2 protein-coding genes and 2 pseudogenes are annotated in these 5317 nt (G+C 74.1%); all 4 read right to left on the bottom strand.

What is annotated here, in order from left to right; translation table 11 throughout:
- A pseudogene (locus AC08OQ_RS17445) lies at positions 1-538 on the bottom strand (N-6 DNA methylase); the annotation flags it as partial.
- Positions 535-2460 (bottom strand): DrmB family protein, encoded by a 1926-nt coding sequence (drmB, locus tag AC08OQ_RS17440; RefSeq protein WP_476599752.1) that lies wholly within the window; start codon positions 2458-2460, stop codon positions 535-537. The gene drmB and the pseudogene AC08OQ_RS17445, both read right to left, overlap by 4 nt.
- Positions 2460-4241 (bottom strand): helicase-related protein, encoded by a 1782-nt coding sequence (locus AC08OQ_RS17435; protein WP_476599754.1) that lies wholly within the window; start codon positions 4239-4241, stop codon positions 2460-2462. Before AC08OQ_RS17435 ends, drmB begins: the two co-directional genes overlap by 1 nt.
- Positions 4204-5317 (bottom strand): annotated as a pseudogene (locus AC08OQ_RS17430) (hypothetical protein); the annotation flags it as partial. The gene AC08OQ_RS17435 and the pseudogene AC08OQ_RS17430, both read right to left, overlap by 38 nt.

The raw sequence follows: 5317 nt of genomic DNA, 5'->3' as shown, positions 1-5317 counted from the left end.
GCGCGTCGAAGAGCTCCGCGTGGCCGTGCCGGTCCGCCGCCTCGGCGGCGACCCGGGCGATCGCCACCCACCCGGTCTCCCAGGTGTCGGGGAAACCACCGGGAAGCTCCGGCACGGCGCGGGCGATCGCCGGTTCCAGGGATACCGCCGCCACCGCGTCGCTCTCCCCGAGCAGCGCCGTGGCGCCCGCGGGGTCCCGCTGGCGCTGGATGAGGAACCCCCCGAGATGGCCGGTCACCTCACCGAGGCGCGGATCGTCGACGGCCCCCCGGATCCGCTGCCATACCTGGTCGGCCGCCTCGACCTGGAACGGTCGGTCATGCCGGGTGAGCCAGTCCGCCACGGAGGTCAGCGCGAACAGCGGGCTGGTCGACGTCCCCCCGACGGGTGCGGGAAAGTCGGCGAACCGGCGCCGCCAGTTGCTGACCGCGGCCCGCCCGACTCCGGCCAGCCGGGCGATGTCGGTGGCGGTGACCGTGGCCGTGTCTGTGGCCGTGGCAGCCGCGGAGCTCGCCGTGTCCCGGCCGCTCGTCTTCACGGCAGCCCGCCGAACAGGGCGAGGGCGCGGTCCTGCGGCTCGTCTCCGAGGGGCACGACGAACCGGCGGTCGAGGAAGCGGTTGCCACGCTCGCAGGTCGTCTCGGACACGAACAGGCAGACGTGGCAGGCGGCGCCGTGCAGGAAGTCGGCGGGCGCCGACGGCAGCCGCTCGGCGCACAGTGGATCGGACGAGCAGTGCCGGGCGTCGGCGAGGGCCCGGCGGGTCAGCCGGAGCAGCTGGTCGGGCTCGGCCAGCGACACCAGCCCGCCCAGGGTGCCCTCCGCGTCCGGGACGGCCGTGTAGATGAGGATGCCGCCGCGCGGGTCGCCGTCGTCCCCGGCGTAGATGCGTTCGCTCAGGCTGGCCGAGCTGTAGCCGCACTCCAGCGCGATGGTCCGGATGAGCAGGTGGGACAGGGTGTGCAGGGCGAGGAATCGCTCCCCGGGCCAGCCCTGCATGGGATCGAAGTCCCCGGCGATCCGGTCGGAGTAGCGGTTCACCCGGAATCGGCTGTAGGCGTCGCGGTGCTCGCGCATCGCGACACTGTCCGCGACGCGGCGCGCCCACGGGCCGAGGATCTCCTCGGGCACCCGCAGGAACACGCCCTCGCCGCGGACCTCGCTCGCCGGTACCCAGGAAGCCGGCCCACGGGCCAGCGGCGCCCGGATGACGAGGTCGGGGTCGTCCGGGTCGGGCGCGTCCAGCCGGGTGAACCCGGTCAGCGCCCGTACCTCCCGCAGGCGTTCGGCCTGCACGACGTCGGCGTAGCAGCCGGCAAGCGGCGCCGGCACACCGCCGGGCTCGCGGCGCAGGGCGAAATCGTCGGTGGGTTCGGGGAGGACGGCGGAGGAGAAGATCTCCCACTCCGGGGTGCGCAGATCCGGGTAGGCCCGCTCGTCGTCGGCGTCGGCACCCGGGGCCGGGCCGGTTTCGATCGCGGCGCGATGCCGCTCGACGGCAGCCCAGATCTCCTCGTCCGTCCATCGGGCGAACTCGCGCAGCACCGCGGTCTGCGCGCGCGCCCAGGCCAGCATCGACACCGTGGGAAGACCTTCCAGGGCGGTCCAGTGCTGTTCGACCTTGACCGCCAGCTCACTGGCGCCGGTCCGCGGCACCGACAGCACCGACAGCGTCTGGGCGAACCACTGGTTGGATGCGCCGACGACGAGCAGGCGGGACTCCTGCGGGCACCCGCCATCGGCGAAGGTCCCCAGGTGGGGATGGCGGCCCCGGCAGCGTGGCAGGTGCTCCGCCCCCCGGCGTCCCATGGCCTCCCGGATGTTGCGCCGGGCGTCGCAGTTCACGCACCGGATCTCGACGTTGGCGCCGAGGTTGCCGCCGCGGTCCTCCATCCGCAGCCGGGGATGACTCGCCTTGGCGCACTGCGCGCCCCGGTGCACGAACATCGGGTAGGGGCAGTCGTCGAGATGCCCCGCGGTGCAGGCGAGCACGAAGCGGGCCGCCACCGCGAGCGGCCGGCGGCCGGTCTTCTTCCGCCCGCAGGTGCCGTGGAAGAAGCGGGCGTCCTGGGGCCGGGTCAGCCACGGGTTCTCGAACCCGAACGCGCGGGAGGCGATCACATCCAGCTCGTTGCAGGCGGTGCAGCGCAGCCAGTTCGGGAACGGCACGGTGGGCACGCCGATCCGGGCGCCCTGCCCGCTGCGGTCGCCCGCGTCGGTCTCCGCCCACGGGGCCGGGCGCAGCTCGGTGACGCCCCGGTCATACAGCCGCCGCACGGCGGCGAGCAACCGCGGCTCGACGATCGGCTGGTACTCGGGGACGTTGCGGTAGTCCCAGTCGTCGACGCCGCGGACGATCGCGGAGAAGTTCGGCAGGTCGACGAGCGCGCCGACACCGCTGGTGAACATCAGGTGACTGGGCCGGACCGCGCCGACCCGCCGGTGGAACGCCGTGACCATCAGATGCCCCTCCCCGGGAGCGCCGCGCGGGCCGACCGCGCCGGACGGCCCGCCCGTGCCGCCACGAAGGCCGTCTCCCCCAGCTCGTCCCCGACCGGGGCGGCCTCGTCGTCCACTACCTCGTCATCCCTGCCGTCCGCCTCGCTGCTCCCGATCTCACCGCTGCTCCCGATCTCACCGCTGCTCCCGATCTCACCGCTGCTCCCGATCTCACCGCTGCTCCCGATCTCACCGCTGCTCCCGATCTCACCGGTACCGTCGGCGTCCGGCGGCGCGCCGAACGCCCAGCCCGGCTCGCCGTAGGCGGGGGTGAAGATCTCGGCGGGGCCGGGCACCAGCAGGTTGATCTCGTGCTCAGTCTCCCGCATCGACTGGGCAACGGTGAGAACGTCCCAGCGGACGTGCCCGGCGGGCTCCAGCAGGCCGGTGACCCGCTGCTGTCCCCCGGCCGTGCGATAGCCGATGCGGGACGGGCCCGTCCTCGCCAGCTCCCACCTCTCGATCAGCTGCCGGATCCGTTCCTCGAGGTACTCCCGGCCGCGCGGCCCGGCGACGGCCTCGGCACGGGCCAGCAGCCGGTCGATCACTCCGCTGACCGCCGGGCCGGCGAGGTCCACGCCGTGGGCGTCGACGTTGCGGGTGTTCGCCTCGTCGGCGTGCCGGACGGCGGCGACGAACGTGCCGGTGGTGGTCCGGTCGAGGGAGCGGCGGGTGAACGGGGTCACGAACAGCGCCTCCACCTGCCGGTAGAAGGTCGCGTGGTAGTGCTCGAAGTCCTCGTAGTGGGCGAGATCCCGCGGCCGGGACCAGTTGTACAGGGTGACGACGAGACCCGGGCGGCCGGCGTCCCGGCCGACCCGGGAGGACGCCTGGATGTACTCGGCGGTGTTCTTCGGCCGGCCGATCACGGCCATCAGCCCGAAGCGGGAGACGTCCACCCCGACCTGGAGCATCGAGGTCGCGAGCACCACGTCGACCGGGATCCGGTCCTGGTTGCTCCGGGCGCGAGTGCGCTCGGCGAGGGGGTGCGGTGCCCGCCGGTCCCGCTCCCTGCTCCGGAACGATGCACGGACGTTCTCGGCGACGGCCTCCCGCCGCGCGGAAGTGTCGAGCTCGGGGTCGAAGGGGATCTCCAGGCGGCCCAACACCTCGCTGATGTCCGCCGACGAGACCCGGGAGGTCAGCTCCGAGATCGCGAGCATGCCGGTACCGGTGACGATGCGGTTGGCGAGCCCCTTGCGCCGGCCGTGGGTACGCACCCGGGTGGTGACGTCGTCGTCGAGGTAGCGGCGCATACCGGCGAGCTCGCGGGTGGCGTTGAAGTAGCCGACGAGGGTCAGGTAGGGCTCGGCGGGGGTGCCGTGCCGGTCGAACAGGGTCTGGCCGGCGAGGAGCAGGATCTCGGCGAGGCGGATCTCGGCGGACTTCATCCTCGTCCCGTGCGCGCAGACGCCGAGGTAGCGCCGGCCCGGGGTGGCGGGGGTGACCGGGACCCGCCGGGAGAAGAACGTATCGGTCACGTCGATCACCTGGGGCGGGAAGACGGCGAGGCCGCGGCCGAAGACGCCGAGCACCTGGTCGCGGGCCCGTCTGGTGGTCGCCGTCGAGGCCACGATCTTCGGGCCGGTGAGCGCGCCGGCCGGGACCGGCCAGGTGCACAGCTCGTCGACCGCGCTCTCGAACAGGCCGACGGTGGTGCCGAGCGCACCGGAGATCAGGTGCAGCTCGTCCTGAATGATCAGATCAGGCGGGCGCAGCCGGACGACCGGCTCGCTGGTCACGGCGGGCCGCCTGCCGCGGCTGTGGTGACGCTCGCCGCAGCCGGTGCGGGCGTCGAGGTCGTCGTGGCGGTACCCGTGCCGGGGGGCAGCGTCGGCTCACCCGGCCGAACAGGATCCCCGCCTCGCCGCGCCAGGGCAGCTGGGCGAGCTTATCGACGGTGGCGATGACCAGGCTCGGGGCGTAGCGGTAGATCTCCTCGTCGACGGTGAGCACCGGCAGGCCCTCGTCGGGCGCCGCCCGCCGGGAGAACGGGCAGGCGTCGGCCCCCTCGCCGTTCGGGCAGTACAGCAGCACCCGGCGGAGGTCCTCGTCGACGTGGGCGTCAGTATGGGCCCCGAGCGCGCTGCCGCACCACGGGCAGCTCAGGGTCTGCAGGACGTTGGCCCGCTTGCCGTCGCCGGCCTCGCGCGCCTCGCCGACCTGGTCGCGGGCGTCCTCGAACCGGTTCGGGGACACCCCGCCGCCGACCCACAGACCGATGCGGAACGGCGTGGCACCCCAGGTCGCCGGGTCCGCGCGGCGCTGCACCTCGGCGGCGCAGACCAGGGTGGCGGCCCGCTGGAACTGCTGGGCGGTGAGCAGCCGCAGCGTGTACCGCATGAGGACGGCGACCCCGGCCTCGCCGGAGCGGGCCACGGTACCGGTGCCGACGGTCCCCTGTAGGCGGCGGATCGCGAAGGTGTAGGCGGTCAGGCCGAGGTAGGCCTCGGTCTTGCCACCGCCGGTCGGGAAGAACAGCAGATCGACGACGGCGGTGGCGTCCGCGGCCCGCTCCGGGTGCGCCGGGTCGGTCAGGGAGGGCAGGTTGAGCAGCACGAAGCCGAGCTGGAACGGCCGCCAGGAGGCCTCCCCCGCGCCCCGGGCCCGCACGGCGGCGGTGGCCGCGGCGTAGTCCAGCCCCTGCTCGTCGCGCAGCCGGGCGATCGCCGTGTGCCGGCGCTGGGCGGCCATCGCCTCGTTGGCGAACTGGAACGCGGCCAGCGCCTCGCGGTGGCGCGGCTGGTCCTGGTCGGCGAGCAGGGCGATGCCGGCCCGGATGCGGTCCGCCGCTCGGCGGGCGTCGCCGATCGCCGTG

It is taken from the genome of Frankia sp. CcCS3 (assembly GCF_977927575.1).
This window is presented reverse-complemented; position numbering and strand designations above follow the sequence as displayed.